13 protein-coding genes are annotated in these 14731 nt (G+C 72.6%); 11 read left to right on the plus strand and 2 right to left on the minus strand.

Features of this window, described 5'->3' with window-relative positions; all coding sequences use genetic code 11:
• Positions 1-84 precede the first annotated feature (84 nt).
• On the minus strand, positions 85-1287 hold the full coding sequence (locus tag CFK38_RS07885; RefSeq protein WP_096802585.1) for a hypothetical protein: 1203 nt from the start codon (positions 1285-1287) through the stop codon (positions 85-87).
• 203 nt (positions 1288-1490) lie between these two features.
• Between CFK38_RS07885 and hisD the strand changes: the two genes are divergently transcribed.
• From hisD to CFK38_RS07920, 7 genes are all read left to right on the plus strand, one after another.
• The gene (gene hisD, locus CFK38_RS07890; RefSeq protein ID WP_096802586.1) at positions 1491-2828 is read left to right on the plus strand and encodes a histidinol dehydrogenase; all 1338 of its coding nucleotides are present in this window, start codon (positions 1491-1493) and stop codon (positions 2826-2828) included.
• 260 nt (positions 2829-3088) lie between these two features.
• Entirely contained in the window at positions 3089-4210 is a 1122-nt protein-coding gene (locus CFK38_RS07895) for a LacI family DNA-binding transcriptional regulator (RefSeq protein WP_096802587.1), read from the plus strand.
• A 97-nt stretch (positions 4211-4307) separates the two neighbouring features.
• Positions 4308-5600: a sugar ABC transporter substrate-binding protein gene (locus CFK38_RS07900; protein WP_096802588.1), complete on the plus strand. Its 1293-nt coding sequence runs from the start codon at positions 4308-4310 to the stop codon at positions 5598-5600.
• 1 nt (position 5601) lies between these two features.
• Positions 5602-6558 carry a carbohydrate ABC transporter permease gene (locus CFK38_RS07905; RefSeq protein ID WP_096802589.1) on the plus strand — a complete coding sequence of 319 codons (957 nt, stop codon included), beginning with the start codon at positions 5602-5604 and terminating at the stop codon, positions 6556-6558.
• Complete coding sequence (locus CFK38_RS07910; RefSeq protein WP_096802590.1) at positions 6558-7376, plus strand: carbohydrate ABC transporter permease; 819 nt, start codon at positions 6558-6560, stop codon at positions 7374-7376. The genes CFK38_RS07905 and CFK38_RS07910 overlap by 1 nt, the downstream gene beginning before the upstream one ends.
• 25 nt (positions 7377-7401) lie before the next feature.
• A complete protein-coding gene (locus tag CFK38_RS07915) occupies positions 7402-8952 on the plus strand; it encodes a glucoamylase family protein (protein ID WP_157773412.1) in 1551 nt (516 codons plus the stop codon).
• Positions 8939-10816 (plus strand): glycoside hydrolase family 3 protein, encoded by a 1878-nt coding sequence (locus tag CFK38_RS07920; protein WP_245851262.1) that lies wholly within the window; start codon positions 8939-8941, stop codon positions 10814-10816. Before CFK38_RS07915 ends, CFK38_RS07920 begins: the two co-directional genes overlap by 14 nt.
• A 138-nt stretch (positions 10817-10954) precedes the next feature.
• Here CFK38_RS07920 and CFK38_RS07925 read toward each other — a convergent pair whose 3' ends face one another.
• The gene (locus CFK38_RS07925) at positions 10955-11359 is read right to left on the minus strand and encodes a DUF3054 domain-containing protein (RefSeq protein ID WP_096802591.1); all 405 of its coding nucleotides are present in this window, start codon (positions 11357-11359) and stop codon (positions 10955-10957) included.
• A gap of 258 nt (positions 11360-11617) precedes the next feature.
• Between CFK38_RS07925 and CFK38_RS07930 the strand changes: the two genes are divergently transcribed.
• Genes CFK38_RS07930 through hisH form a run of 4 tightly spaced genes read left to right on the plus strand, consistent with a single transcriptional unit; the run spans position 11618 to position 14731 of the window.
• On the plus strand, positions 11618-12751 hold the full coding sequence (locus CFK38_RS07930) for a histidinol-phosphate transaminase (RefSeq protein WP_157773413.1): 1134 nt from the start codon (positions 11618-11620) through the stop codon (positions 12749-12751).
• Complete coding sequence (gene hisB, locus CFK38_RS07935; RefSeq protein ID WP_096802593.1) at positions 12748-13392, plus strand: imidazoleglycerol-phosphate dehydratase HisB; 645 nt, start codon at positions 12748-12750, stop codon at positions 13390-13392. Before CFK38_RS07930 ends, hisB begins: the two co-directional genes overlap by 4 nt.
• Positions 13389-14018, plus strand: coding sequence for a hypothetical protein (locus CFK38_RS07940; RefSeq protein ID WP_096802594.1), 630 nt, complete (start codon positions 13389-13391; stop codon positions 14016-14018). The genes hisB and CFK38_RS07940 overlap by 4 nt, the downstream gene beginning before the upstream one ends.
• Positions 14015-14731: an imidazole glycerol phosphate synthase subunit HisH gene (hisH, locus tag CFK38_RS07945; RefSeq protein ID WP_096802595.1), complete on the plus strand. Its 717-nt coding sequence runs from the start codon at positions 14015-14017 to the stop codon at positions 14729-14731. Before CFK38_RS07940 ends, hisH begins: the two co-directional genes overlap by 4 nt.

A 14731-nucleotide genomic window follows, 5' to 3' on the forward strand; every position in this document is an offset into this window, starting at 1 on the left:
ACGGGCGCAGTCCCAGCCCTCGATCCGAACGGCACCACGGTACGTGAGAAGCCCCTCGCGCGTCCTCGGACCCCGGGCCGGTGCTCACCCGTCCGGCTGCTCGTCGACGATCTCGACGCTCCAGGGGTCGGAGAGCACCAGGCGGGTGGCGCCGTCCTCGTCCACGGTCACGGCGAAAGCATGTGCCCGGTACTCGCCGGGGCGCAGAGCAGGGGGACCGCAGGCCTCACGGGTGGTCCACGCCCGGCCGGTGCGCGTCACCCCGTCCTCGTCGATCCACTGCAGGGAGATCCGGGGAGTGTTGCGCGCCTCGGCCACGACGGTCCCGGTGCCCGGATGCGTCAGCACGACCCCCTGGAACAGCGCTCGGGTGCCGAGATCCGGCGAGGTGACCGTCACCTGGGCGCTCACCGAGACGCCGAGCTCATCCTCCGGCACCCGGGTGGAGACCCGCGTGGTGGGATCGGCGACCTCCACGGTCAGCTCGTCCCCCTCGCCCAGCGGCACCAGCCTCGCCCCGCACTGCAGCGGCGAGAGGTCCACGGGGACCTCTCCCGACGGGGCGGTCACCACGCCGGGCACCACCTCGACCGCGCCGTCGACCACGTCCACCAGCACGTCCCCGTCCGCGCTCCAGCCGGCGTCGGCCTCGCCGCGGCCGGGACCATCGATGCCGCCGCCGCGGAGCCGCAGCAGGAACTGCCCGTCCGGCAGCGGGGAGTCGTCACAGGTCCCCAGCGTCAGGTGGGCGGTGACGGCCGAGGGGGCGGGGCCGTCCCCGGAGACCTCGACCCGCTCTCGGACCACGATCGGCGGGACCGGCGCGCCCGCGATCCCGAGCTCTCCCTCGAAGCCCGGAGCCGGGAGGCCCCGGTTCTCCGGATCGGCGGGCACCAGCACTCCCACCGGTGCGAAGCCCCGATAGTGATGGTCCGCCTCCAGACGGAAGCGCCCGGAGACCTCGAGGACGTTCCCCTCGGCCCGCACCGTCTGCGGCGTCAGCGTCCCACCCGCGGTCGACGCCACCGGCGGCGTGCCGGCGCCGGGCCGGCACAGCCAGGACGGATCCACCGGGGTGCTCTCGGCGGCGGCCACCGCAGCGGGGTCCATCGGCTCCGCAGCAGCGGGGGAGGAGGTCTCCGCCCCGCTCCCGGAGCGGCCGGGGAGCGCGTCACAGGCGCTGAGGGAGAATGCCAGCACTGCGGAGGCCAGGGCGGCACCCGCCCGGCGGGCCCGGCGGACGGGGCGCGAGGGCACCATGTGCTCCCCGTCCTCGACGTCGATCATCTCGTCCCCCTCGCCTATTCGCGGCCCGTCACCCCGCCTCCGGAGACGGCGAGGCCGCCCGCGACCCTCGGCATGAACGTACCGGAGGGAGCGGCGGGCACGGGAGGACACTGCTCGGAATCGTCGCAGCGAGCGCGGCCGGAGGGCCTTCCGCGACGTGGGCAGGGTGCGCCTCCCGGACGAGGCGCTCCTAGACTGCCACCATGCCTGCTTCCGCCCCGTTCCTCGCCGTGACCGATCTGCGCACACGGACCCTCAGCCCCGCTGAGCTCTCGGCCGCCCTGCCGCGCGCCGAGCTGGACGTCGAGGCCGCGGCCGCCGCCGTGCGACCGGTGGTCGAGGACGTCGCCGCCCGCGGCGCGGAGGCCGTGCTCGAGGCCTCCGAGCGCTTCGACGGGATACGGCCCGAGCATCTGCGGGTCCCGCAGGCCGCGCTGCGGCGGGCGCTCGAGGAGCTCGATCCCGCGATCCGTGCCGCGCTCGAGGAGTCGGCCGAGCGGGTGCGCCGGGTCGATGCCGCCCAGGCCCGCCCGGCCGAGAGCGTCGAGGTGGTGCCCGGCGGCACCGTCACCCAGCGCTGGGTGCCCGTGGCCCGGGTGGGGCTCTATGTCCCCGGCGGCCGCGCCGTGCTGCCCAGCTCGGTGGTGATGAACGTGGTCCCCGCCCAGGTCGCGGGTGTCGAGCAGATCGTGCTCGCCTCTCCGCCGCAGAAGGAGCACGGCGGGCTGCCGCACCCCACGATCATGGCGGCCTGCGCGCTGCTCGGGGTCACCGAGGTGCTCGCCGTCGGCGGTGCCCAGGCGATCGCGCTGCTGGCCCACGGCGCCGACGACCTCGGCGACGGCGCGGCACTGGAGAGCGTGGACCTGGTCACCGGCCCGGGCAACGTCTATGTCGCCGCCGCCAAGCGCCTGGTGCGCGGCACGGTGGGCATCGACGCGGAGGCCGGACCCACCGAGATCGCGATCCTGGCCGATGGCGCCGCCGACCCGGCCTACGTCGCCGCGGACCTGATCTCCCAGGCCGAGCACGATCCGCTGGCCGCGAGCGTGCTGGTCACCGACTCGCCGCAGCTCGCCGCGGCGGTCGAGGCCGAGCTCGCGGTGCAGGTCCCGCAGGCTCTGCACCGCGCACGGATCGAGCAGGCGCTGCGCGGTCAGCAGAGCGGGATCGTGCTGGTCACGGACCTCGAGCAGGGGCTCGCGGTCGTCGACGCCTACGGCGCCGAGCACCTCGAGATCCAGACCGCCGACGCCGCAGAGGTCGCCGCCCGCGTCACCAATGCCGGCGCCGTCTTCGTCGGCCCCCACAGCCCGGTGAGCCTCGGTGACTACGCCGCAGGCTCCAACCACGTCCTGCCCACCGGCGGCACCTCGCGCTTCACCGGCGGCCTCGGTGTGCAGACCTTCCTGCGCGGCATCCACGTCGTCCACTACGACCGGGGCGCGCTCGCCGGGGCCCGCGCGGCGGCGACCACGCTCGCCGACGCGGAGGGTCTGCCCGCCCATGGCAGTGCGATCGACATCCGCTTCGCGGACTGACGCGCCAGGGGAGCGAGCGGGCGCCCGCGTCGTGAGCTCCGGCGCGGGGGATTGCCCCACTGCCGCCTCACCTGCATAGAGCCCGTTCGTCGGCGGCTGCTCCGCGCTTCCTCCGTGCTCGGAGCGCCGTGACCCTTGCCACTATCCATGTAAGCGCATACACTCGCTCTCACCCTGTAAGCGCTTCCATCGCGGAGTGCTGACGGACCGGCGCGGCAGCGGCCGCGGAACCAGGACTCGACGACGAGGCGGAGGACGTGATGATGGTGAACGGGGACGCCCTGCCCGTGCCCACGATCTACCAGGTCGCCGAGCGCGCCGGGGTCTCGATCGCGACGGTGAGCCGTGCCTTCGGGGACCCGTCCAAGGTCGCGCCCCGCACCCGGGACGCTGTCTTCGAGGCGGCCCGTGAGCTGCGGTACGTCCCCGCGGCGGCGGCCCGAGCTCTCGCGGTGCGGCGCAGCAAGGCGCTCGGCGTCGTGCTCCCGCACATCGCGGGCCCCTACTATGCGGAGCTCCTGGTCGGTTTCGAGATCGCCGCCTCCGAGCTCGGCCTCTCGGTGGTGCTCGTCCTCGCCAAGCCCCAGGAGCATCGCCCCGCCGCGGTGCTCGACCTGCTCGGCCGGGTCGACGGGATGGCGTTCATGGCCCGCAGCGGCGCGGACGACGAGATCGTGCGGCAGGTCTCGGAGGTGCGGCCCACGGTGAGCGTCGCGCGGGGGAGGGTGGACGGCGTCGACGCCTTCTACGCGGAGAACCGCCGCTCCGCCCAGCACCTCACCGAGCACCTCATCGGTCACGGTCGCCGACGCATCGGGTTCGTGGGCCGCCCCGAGGAGGGCTCGGACATCGGCCGGCGCCATCGTGGCCATCTCGACGCCCTCGCGGCCGCCGGCTTGTCCCCGGCGCGGCACTTCGCCGTCGATCCGGTCGAGTCCGCCGGCCGCGAGGTGGCCGAGCAGCTCCTCGCCGTCGCGCAGCAGGACCTCGATCGCGCCGTCCCCACCGCGCCCACCGCGGAGTCCTCCGGGGCGCCGCGGGGGATCGCCGGTCTCGATGCGCTCGTGTGCGGCAATGACGAGCTGGCCCTCGCGATCATCGCCCGTCTCGCCACCGCGGGCGTCGACGTGCCCGGGGAGCTGGCCGTCACCGGATGGGACGACACCGTCACCGCCCGGTACCTGAGCCCGGGACTGACCACGGTGCGCCAGGAGGTGGCCCAGCTCGGTGCCCTCGCGGCCCGTCGGCTGGCCGCCCGGATCGACGGCGCTGCGGTGCAGGAGCCGTGCACCGTCGGATCGACCCTGGTGCTGCGGGAATCCTGCGGCTGCTCCCCGCTCGGCGTCTCCGGTGCGCCGCCGGCCGCCGCGCTCCCCGCGTGAGCCTCGGCGGCATCCGGGCCACCTCCCTGGAGTGCCCTCTCCGCGAGCTCACCCTCTGTTCCGCCACCCCCATCGCATCATCGACGAAGGAGTCCTCATGATCACCACCTCCCGCTTCTCCCGCCGTGCCTTCGCCGGCCTGGGCGCCGCCGGCACCCTCGCCGTCCTGGCCGCCTGCGGCCGCCCCGATGAGGAGGAGGGCGGCGGCGCCGCTCCCGCCGAGCCGATCGCCGAGGGCCCGGCCACCGGTGCCCTCACCGTCTGGGCGATGGGCGCCGAGGGCGAGGCGCTGCCTGAGCTGCTGAAGGGCTTCGAGGAGGAGAACCCCGACGTCACCGTCGAGGTCACCCCGCTGCCCTGGGACAGCGCCCATGACAAGTTCACCTCGGCGATCGCCGCCGGCACCGCGCCGGACGTCGCCCAGGTGGGTTCGACCTGGATGGCCGAGTTCGTGAGCCTGGACGCGCTCGAGCCCACCCCGGACTCCATCGCCACCGACGACTACTTCCCCGGGGCGCTGGAATCCGTCACCGTGGGCGAGACCGTCCACGGGGTCCCGTGGTACGTCGAGACCCGCCTGGTGTTCTACCGCAAGGATATCGCCGAGTCCCTCGGCATCACCGAGCCGCCCACCGAATGGGAGGGCCTGGTCGAGATGGCGAGCACCATGCAGGGCGGACCGGACGGGCAGTGGGGCATCGCCCTGCAGCCCGGCGGGACCGGATCCTGGCAGACCGTGCTCCCGTTCTGCTGGTCCAACGGTGGGGACGTCGTCTCCGAGGACGCCGCGGAGTTCACCTTCGTCTCCCCCGAGAACGAGGAGGCGCTGGCCTACTACCAGTCCTACTTCACCGAGGGGATCGCGAACCCCACCCCCGCCGAGGGCACCACCGAGCAGGACTTCGTCTCCGGAGAGGTGCCGATGTTCATCTCCGGTCCGTGGATGATGGCCGCGGTCGAGGGCGTCGGCGGCGAGGGTTTCGCCGAGAAGTACGGCGTGTTCGTCATGCCCGAGAAGGAGAGCAGCGTGAGCTTCCTGGGCGGGGCGAACATCGGCGTCTTCCAGGGCAGCCAGAACCGCGACGGCGCGTGGAAGCTCGTGGAGTACCTCTCGCGCCCCGAGGTGCAGGTCGAATGGTTCTCGATCGTCTCCGCGATGCCCAGCCTGCAGACGGCCTGGGAGGACGAATCGGTCGCCTCGAACGAGAAGTTCGAGGCCTTCCACACCCAGCTGCAGTCCGCCTTCGCCCCGCCCACCATCGCCACCTGGGAGCAGGTCGCCGCGAAGTTCGACGCCCAGATCGAGCAGGTGTGCAAGCAGGACCTCGCCCCCGCCACCGCCCTGGAGACCGTCCAGTCCGAGGCGCAGGGCATCGGGACCGGTCTCTGAGATGGGCACCGTGCCGCTGACCGTGTCCGCCACCGGGGCGGCACCGGGCGACGGCGCCGGTCCCGGGCGGCGCCGCCGCGGCCGGCGCGCCGCCGCGGAGGCGCGCGCCGGGATCCTGCTGTCGCTGCCCTTCGTCGTGCTGTTCACGGTGTTCATCGCCTGGCCCGTGCTGCAGTCGATGTTCATGTCCTTCACGGACATGCGCATCAGCGATATCCGTTCGCCCTTCGCGGTGGACTTCGTGGGCCTGCAGAACTATGTCACCGCCTTCGAGGACCCCGTCTTCCGCCGGGCCGCGCTGAACACCGGCGTGTTCGTGCTGATCGGCGTGCCGCTGACCATCGTCGCCGGGCTCGCCGCCGCGCTCGCCCTGGACCGGGGCGTGACCCGTCTGCGCGGCGTGTTCCGCATGGGCTTCTACACCCCCGTGGTCACCTCGATCGTGGCCGTCGCCGTGGTCTGGAGATTCCTGCTGCGCCCCGAGAACGGGCTGGTGAACACGGTGCTGGGCTGGGTGGGGATCGACGGCCCCCACTGGCTGGGCGATGAGCGCACCGCGCTGCTGTCGCTGATCGTGATGGCCGTCTGGCGCAACTTCGGCACCTCGATGGTCATCTTCCTGGCAGGGCTGCAGGCCGTGGACCGCGGACTGCACGAGGCCGCCGCGCTCGACGGCGCCTCCACCTGGCAGCGGTTCTGGCACGTCACCCTGCCGGCGATCCGGCCGACGATGCTGTTCGTCATGGTCACCACCTCGATCGGGTACCTGCAGTTCTTCGAGGAGCCCTTCGTGATGACCCAGGGCGGGCCCCTGAACGCCACGATCTCCGCCTCCATGTACACGTACAACCAGTTCGGCTTCGGCAACTACGGGGTCGCCGGCGCGATGGCCTATCTGACGTTCATCGTCATCGGCATCGTCACCCTCGCGCAGTTCCGCCTGATGAGGGAGAAGTGATGATCGACCGTCGCCGTCCCGTGCTGACCTACATCGTCCTGACCGTCTTCCTGCTGCTGGTGATCACCCCCTTCGTGTGGATGCTCCTGGGCAGCCTGAAGACGCAGGGTGAACTGCTGCGGGTGCCCCCGACCTGGCTTCCCGAGGACCCCACCTGGGACAACTTCCGCCGGCTCTTCGAGCGTCCCTTCGGCCGCTACTTCCAGAACTCGGCCGTGGTGGCGATCGCGGTCACCGCGGGGAACCTGTTCTTCTCCTCGATGTTCGGCTACGCGCTCGCGCACCTGCGCTTCCCCTTCCAGCGCACCCTGTTCCTGCTGGTGCTGGGCTGCCTGATGATCCCGGGCCTGGTCACGTTCATCCCGCAGTACGTCCTGGTCGTGAACCTGGGCCTGGCCAACACCATCCCCGCACTGATCCTGCCGTTCCTGGTCCAGCCCTTCAGCGTCTTCCTCATGCGCCAGTTCTTCCTGGGCCTGCCCCGGGAGCTGCTGGAGGCAGGGAGGATCGACGGGGTCGGCGAGATCGCGATCTTCTTCCGGATCTACCTGCCGCTGGCGGGGCCCGCCTTCGCCACCCTCGGCATCCTCACCTTCCTCGGCTCCTGGAACAACTTCCTGTGGCCGCTGGTCGTCTCCTCCAGCGAGTCGACCTACACCCTGCCGGTCGCCCTCGCCCTGATCTCGACCGGACAGAACCAGACGGACTACGGGCTGCTCCTGGCCGGCGCCACGCTCGTGGTCCTGCCGATCCTCCTCGTCTTCCTGTTCTTCCAGCGCTACTTCATCCAGGGCATCGCCACCACCGGCATCAAGTGAACCCCCACCGCCTCGAGGAGGCCTCGTGAACACCCTCGACCGACGCACCCTGCTCACCGTCCCGCTGCTGGGCGCCGGCGTGCTCGCCGGCACCGCCGCCGCACCGTCGGGATCCGCCGCGCGGCCGGCCGGCCGGACCCGCCCCGTCCGATCCACCGGAGGAGGCGAACAGGCCCTGCTGCGCCGCTGGGCCGCGGACACCTGGCACTGCCTGGACACCATGACCGTCCCGGCCACGGGCCTGATCTCCGATGCGATCGACGCGGACCTCTCGGGGCATTCCGGCAACACCTCACCGACGAACATCGGCGGCTCCCTCTGGTCCGTCCTGATCGCTCGGGAGCTGGGCCTGATCACCCCGGGCCATGCCCGCAATCGCCTCTCCCGCACCCTCGATTCGCTCGAGCAGATGGAGCACCACGAGCCCTCGGGCATGTACTTCAACTGGTACGACGAGAGGGACGGCTCGGTGCTGCGCTCCTGGCCCGGCACCGGGGCCCCGGTGGTCCCGTTCGTCTCCAGCGTCGACATGGGCTGGCTCGGTGCCGCGCTGCACGTGGTCGCACAGGCGGACCCCTCGAATCGGCGCCGCGCCCGGCGGCTCTTCGACGCGATGCGCTGGGACGTGTTCTTCGACCGGGAGGTCGACGCCCAGCCCGGCCAGACCATCGGCGGCTTCTGGGTCGAGGACCCGGGCCGCAACGGGGTCGAGCTGCGACCCCTGATGGGCGACATCTCCGGGGCCGACGTCTGGTACCACTCCGAACACCACTACGACACCGCCGTCTCCGAGGCCCGCATGGTCACCTACCTGGGGATCATGACCGGCCAGATCCCCGCGGGCGCCTACTACACCACCTACCGCACCTTCCCGCCGGAGTGGACCTGGCCGGAGATGACGCCGGTCGGGGACTGGACGGAGCACGAAGGCGTGCGTGTCTTCGAGGGCGCGCACACCTATCGCGGGATGGAGATCGTGCCCGGCTGGGGCGGGTCCATGTTCGAGGAGCTGATGCCCGACCTGTTCGTGCCCGAGGCGGCCTGGGGCCCGGAGAGCTGGGGGAGGAACCACCCCCTGCACGTGCGGGCCCAGCGCGAGCACGGACTGGACGAGGCCGGATACGGCTGCTGGGGCTTCTCTCCCAGTTCCGACCCGCACGGCGGATACCGCGAGTACGGGGTCGACGCCCTGGGCCTGAACCCCGCCGGGTACTTCTCCGACGCGGCGGGCACCGACTGGCAGCAGGGGGAGCCCTACCCGCAGGGCCTGGACGGAGTGGTCACCCCGCATGCCGGGGCGCTCGCGCTGCAGTACGAGCTGGACTCCTCGATCGAGAACCTCTGCCGGATCGAGACCGAGCTGGGCGCCTACGGCCCCGGCGGCTTCCACGACGCGGTGGCGGTGGGATCGGGCATCATCGCCCGGCGTCACCTGTCGCTGGACCAGTCGATGATCCTCGGCGCACTCGGCACCGTGCTGCTGGACGAGCAGCTGCACGAATGGTTCGCGACCGACGACGTCGCCTCGCAGCTGCGCCCCGTCATCGAGCAGGAGGTCTTCCGTGCCCACGGCTGATCGCTCCCGCCCCCGGCTCGTCGACTCGGTCGACGGCACCCGCTACCGGGACCTGAACGGCAACGGCGTGATGGACCCCTTCGAGGACCCGCGCCGCAGCCCCGAGGAGCGCACCGAGGACCTGCTGGGCCGGCTCTCGCTCGCCGAGCAGGTGGGGCTCATGTTCCACACCGTGATCGAGACCGGGCCGGACGGCACGCTGCTGGAGGGTCCCGGTGCGATCTCCAAGTCCGGCACCGAGGAGGTGGTGCTGGCTAAGCACATGACGCACTTCAACGTGCACGGACTGGAGAGCGCCGGCGCCGCCGCCCGCTGGCACAACCGTCTGCAGCGGCTCGCCGAGCGGACCCCGCACGGCATCCCGGTCACGATCTCCACCGATCCCCGCCACGGCGGAGCGCAGAACGCCGGCACCTCCTGGGTGACCTCGTTCTTCTCCCTGTGGCCGGAGCCGCTGGGCCTGGGCGCCCTCGCCGATCCCGCACTGGTGCGCGAGTGGGCGGAGACGGCGCGCCGCGAGTACACCGCCGTCGGCATCCGGGCGGCGCTGCACCCCGTCGCGGACCTCGCCACCGAACCGCGCTGGGCGCGGCAGCGCGAATGCTTCGGTCAGGATCCGCAGCTGGTGGCCCGCCTGGTCGCCGCCGCCCTCGAGGGACTGCGCGGCGCCGACGGGGAGCCGTCGGTGCAGTCCACGGTCAAGCACTTCCCGGGCGCCGGCCCGCAGAAGGACGGCGAGGACGCCCACTTCCCGTACGGCCAGGACCAGATCTACCCGGGAGGGCGGTTCGAGGACCACCTCCTGCCCTTCCGGGTGGCCGTCGAGCAGGGTGCCGAGGCGATCATGCCGTACTACGGCCGTCCCCTCGGGCTCGAGATCGGTGGCGAGGCGATCGAGGAGGTCGGCTTCGGCTTCAACCGCCAGGTGCTCACCGGCCTGCTCCGGGAGCAGCTCGGCTTCGACGGCGTGATCGTCAGCGACTGGGAGCTGGTCAACGACAACCACGTCGGCGAGCAGGTGCTCCCGGCCCGCGCCTGGGGCGTCGAGGAGCTCACCCCCTCCCAGCGCATGCAGCGCATCCTCGAGGCCGGGGCGGACCAGTTCGGCGGCGAGGAGTGCACCGAACTGCTGCTGGACCTCGTCCGCGACGGGCAGGTGAGCGAGCAGCGTGTCACCGCCTCCGCCCGGAGGCTCCTGCGGGCGAAGTTCCGCCTCGGCCTGTTCGATGACCCCTATGTCGACGAGTCCGCGGCCGACGCCCTGGTCGGCACCGCGGAGGCCCGCCGCCGGGGACACGAGGCGCAGGCGCGCAGCGTCGTCGTCCTGCACGACGACGGCGCAGTGCTGCCGCTGCTCACCGACGGTGCCCGCTCCCGGATCTATGCCGAGGGGCTTCCCGAGGAGGTCGTCGCCTCACTGGGGGAGCAGGTGCCCGCACCGGCGGAGGCCGACCTCGCGCTGGTGCGGATCGGCGCGCCGTTCCAGCCGCGGGACGACCTCTTCCTCGAGGCCTGGTTCCACCAGGGGGATCTCGAGTTCCCGCCCGGACTCGCGCACCGGCTGGACCGGATCCGGGCGGCCTGCCCGGTGATCCTGGACGTGGACCTGGACCGGGCCGCGGTGCTCACCGGGATCATCGAGCACTGCGACGCGCTCACCGGCAGCTTCGGCGTCTCGGGCGCGGCCTGGGTCGATGCGATCACAGGCGTGATCCCGGCGCGGGGCCGACTGCCGATCGAGCTGCCGCGCTCGATGGCGGCGGTGCGCGTCGCCCCCGAGGACGTCCCCGGCGGCACAGACGATCCGCTGTACCCCTGCGGCCACGGGCTCGAGATCGACCGGGTGATCAGCAGCAGGCAGTGAGTGGGCCGGTCCTCGCGCCCCGGGGCTCGGACCGCCGGACCGCAAGGGCGCGCACCGAGTGCTGCTCACCGCACCGCTCCCGTCGGCCCAGAGGTGCCTGAGGTCGCAGTGGAGGCAGCAGGCGCGGCCGCGCCCCGGTCAGACGGAGGAGTCGCCCACCGGCGCCGGTGCGGCGGCGGGCGTCCGTCGCTCGCCGCGGGTGGCGTACAGCGCCACCGCGCGCCAGCCCAGCATCCCCACCGCCGTCACCACGGCGGTGACGATGACGAAGGACACCTCGGTGCCGGCGGAGAACAGGGTGCGCAGCGCCATGGCGGTCGCCAGCGTGATCGCCCACACGAACACCCCGTGCGGCCAGATCCGGAAGGGCGCGCGCCAGGCACGGATCGCGAGGTGGCCCAGCAGCACGCCGAGCGCGAAGTGCCAGCCCACCAGGGCGAGGTTCTGCGTGGTCAGCGCCGTGCCGTGCTGCACGAGGCCTACGGCGACGAACAGCAGCACGACCAGCAGGTCACCGACCAGGGCACCCAGAGAACGGAACATCGCTCCAGACTAGACCGTCGTCCCCGGGCGTCACGTGGTCGAGGACGGTGATCCTGACGACCTCCCTGCGATGGTTCCCGGCAACGGTCCCGAGCACATCGGCCGTTGACGCAGCCGTCCTGCCTCTCACCGTCCAGTCCTCAGCCCGAGACCGAGATGTCGGTGAGGCTGTGACCCACGCGGAGATGTCGCAGATGTGAGGAGTCCCCGGGCGGACGCCCCGGTCCTCATCGAGCGCTGCGAACTACCATGGAGGCCATGCCCGCGAACCCCGCTCCGACCCTCGAGCCCTCTGCGCTGCCCGCCCCGCGCGACGGCATCGCCGGAGCCGCCCCCTACGGCGCCCCCCAGCTCGAGGTCGCGCATGCGCTGAACGTCAACGAGAACCCCTACGGCCCCTCGCCCGAGCTCGCCGCCGCCATCGGCGCGGCCGTGACGGAGGCCGCCGTGGGCCTGAACCGCTACCCGGACCGGGAGGCGCTGGGACTGCGCACCGAGCTCGGGGAGTTCCTCGCCGCCGAATCCGGGATCCCGGCGCCCGAGGGGCACGCCGTCTGGCCCGCGAACGGCTCCAACGAGGTCATGCACCAGCTGCTGCTGGCCTACGGCGGCCCCGGCCGCACGGCACTGGGGTTCACCCCGCACTACTCGATGTACCCCGAGTACGCCCGCGACACCTACACCGACTGGGTCACCGCCGAGCGCGGCCCCGCCCCCGACTTCGCACTCACCGCCGAGGCGGTCACCGCGGCGATCGCTGCGCACCACCCCAGCATCGTGGTGCTGACCAGCCCGAACAACCCCACCGGCACCGCGCTGGAGCTCGAGGTCGTCGAGGCGGCCGCGGCGGCTCTCGCCCCCAGCCGCGGCCTGCTGGTGGTGGACGAGGCCTACGGCGAGTTCCGCCGCGACGGCGTCCCCAGCGCGCTCACGCTGCTGCCGAGGCACCCGAACCTGGTGGTCACGCGCACCATGTCCAAGGCTTTCGCGCTCGCCGGCGCGCGCCTGGGCTACCTGGTCGCCGACCCCGCGATCGTGGACACCGTCCGCGTGGTGCGCCTGCCCTACCACCTCTCCGCCGTCACCCAGGCGGTCGCCCGCACGGCGCTCGCCCACCGCGAGGAGCTGCTGGGGAAGGTGGCGCTGCTGCGGACCGAGCGGGACGCGCTCGCCGCGCATCTGCGCTCGCGCGGCCACGAGGTCGCCCCGTCGGATGCGAACTTCATCCTGTTCCGCAGCTTCACCGATCGTGACGCCGTGTTCGAGGCCCTCCTCGCCCGCAGCGTCCTCGTCCGAGCCGTCGGCCCCGCCGGCTGGCTGCGCGTCTCCCTGGGCACCGCCGAGGACAACGCCGCGTTCCGCACCGCCCTCGAGGAGGCCGACCCCCGATGACCGACACCCAGAGCGCCGCCGCGCAGAGTCCGCTCGCGCGTCGCCCCCGCACCGCGAGCATCAGCCGCACCACCCGTGAGTCCTCGGTCGAGCTGAGCCTCGACATCGACGGCACCGGCCAGGTCGATATCTCCACCACGGTGCCGTTCTTCGACCACATGCTCACCGCGCTGGGCACCCACGCCCGCTTCGATCTCGTGGTGAAGGCGACGGGCGATACCCACATCGATGCCCACCACACCGTCGAGGACACCTCGATCGTGCTCGGCCAGGCGCTGCGCGAGGCCCTCGGGGACAAGCAGGGCATCGCCCGGTTCGGCGATGCGCTGGTGCCGCTGGACGAGACCCTGGCCCAGGCCGTCGTGGACCTCTCCGGTCGCCCCTACTGCGTCCACTCCGGGGAGAGCGAGGCGCAGGCCCTGCACCTGATCGGCGGGCACTTCACCGGGTCGCTGACCCGGCACGTCTTCGAGTCGATCGCCCACCACGCCGCGATCTGCCTGCACATCCGCCTGCTCGAAGGGCGGGACCCCCACCATGTCGTGGAGGCCCAGTTCAAGGCCCTGGCCCGTGCACTGCGCGCCGCCTGCGCCTACGATGACCGCGTCCTCGACGTCCCCTCGACCAAGGGAGCACTGTGAGCACCGTCGACCCCGAGGATCCCCGCACCGGCGGGACCGGAGACCAGAACGAGGACGGACGTCGTCCCGCCGACGACATCGACGCCGAGTTCGCGCGCCTCATGGAGGGGATCTCCCTCGACGAGCCGCCGCTGACCGTCGAGGATGTGCTGACCGAGCCCGCGGAGGAGGACGCAGAGCCCACCGTCGCCGTGATCGCGACCTCCGTCGTCACCGCGAAGGCGCTGGCCGGCGTGATCCGGCTGGGCCGGGAGGCGCGCACCGACGGGATCGACATCCCCACCGGCACCCGCACCCTCGACTCCAGCACCGGCGCCATCGCGGCGGGCCCGCTCGCCGAGACCGCCGCGCACGACCTCGCCGCGATCACCTCGGCCGCGCTGCAGCGCAACGGGATCGTGCTGTTCTGGCGCCGCGGCGACCGCATGACCGCGACCCGTTACAAGTACGGCGAGCGCGGCGAGGACATCTCGCCCGCCATCGTCCTCGGAGCGGTCGACGACGTCGTCGAGGAGCTGCTGCTGGGCGCGACCGACCTCGCCGAGCTCGGTGACGGGCTGGATCCCTCCGCGCTCAGCCGCGCCCAGGCCCTGGAGTGGATCGCCTCCGGGAAGAAGCGCAAGTGACGACGGCGCCCGGGCCGGCGCAGAGCGCCCGCGCAGAGCCGGCAGCGGGCGAACAGGGCTCCGCACCCCGGGTGGTGGTGCTGGACCACGGCTCGGGCAACGTGCGCTCCGTGGTGCGTGCCCTCGAGGCCGCCGGAGCCGCGGTCGAGCTCACCGCCGATCGTGAAATGGCGCTCGCGGCCGACGGACTGGTCGTCCCCGGCGTCGGCGCCTTCGCCGCCACCATGGCCCAGATCATGGCTGTCGGGGGAGACCGGCTCGTCGAGCGGCGCCTGGCCGGAGGTCGGCCGGTCCTCGGGATCTGCGTGGGGCTCCAGGTCATGTTCGACGCCGGGGACGAGCACGGCGAGCGCTCCGCCGGACTCGGCCAGTGGCCCGGTGAGGTGACCCGGCTGGAGGCGGACGTCGTCCCGCACATGGGCTGGAACACGGTCGAGGCGCCCGAGGGTTCCACCCTGTTCGCGGGCGTCACCGAGGAACGGTTCTACTTCGTGCACTCCTATGCCGCCCGGCGCTGGGAGATGGAGCAGATCGGCTCGCTCACCGCACCGCTGGTGACCTGGTCGGAGCACGGCGGCGACCGCTTCATCGCCGCCGTCGAGAACGGTGCGCTGTGCGCCACCCAGTTCCACCCCGAGAAGTCCGGGGACGCCGGCGCCGCCCTGCTGGCCAACTGGCTGCGCACCCTGCCGCGCTACGACCGGGAGGAATGA

The organism is Brachybacterium vulturis (assembly GCF_002407185.1).
GTDB classification, from domain to species: domain Bacteria; phylum Actinomycetota; class Actinomycetes; order Actinomycetales; family Dermabacteraceae; genus Brachybacterium; species Brachybacterium vulturis.